Source organism: Paraburkholderia sp. 31.1, assembly GCF_014397645.1.
GTDB classification, from domain to species: domain Bacteria; phylum Pseudomonadota; class Gammaproteobacteria; order Burkholderiales; family Burkholderiaceae; genus Paraburkholderia; species Paraburkholderia tuberum.
Map to the genome: position 1 here is coordinate 1 of NZ_VZQN01000289.1, position 214 is coordinate 214.

The following is a 214-nucleotide window of genomic DNA, read 5'->3' on the forward strand; positions in this document are numbered from 1 at the left end:
TGGTGGAGGATGACGGGATCGAACCGACGACCCCCTGCTTGCAAAGCAGGTGCTCTCCCAGCTGAGCTAATCCCCCAGTCCCACAGATATTCCAGCGGCCCCAGCCCTTCAGCTCACCAGACAAGACCGTGGTGGGTCTGGATGGATTCGAACCATCGACCCCCGCCTTATCAAGACGGTGCTCTAACCGGCTGAGCTACAGACCCTGAGCCTG

The 214-nt window shown here is 60.3% G+C and carries 2 tRNA genes; both read right to left on the minus strand.

The window, feature by feature from the left end:
• A tRNA-Ala gene (locus F6X37_RS36300) sits at positions 1-76 on the minus strand.
• Between the two features lie 53 nt (positions 77-129).
• Positions 130-206: transfer RNA gene (locus F6X37_RS36305), tRNA-Ile, on the minus strand.
• Positions 207-214: the final 8 nt, after the last annotated feature.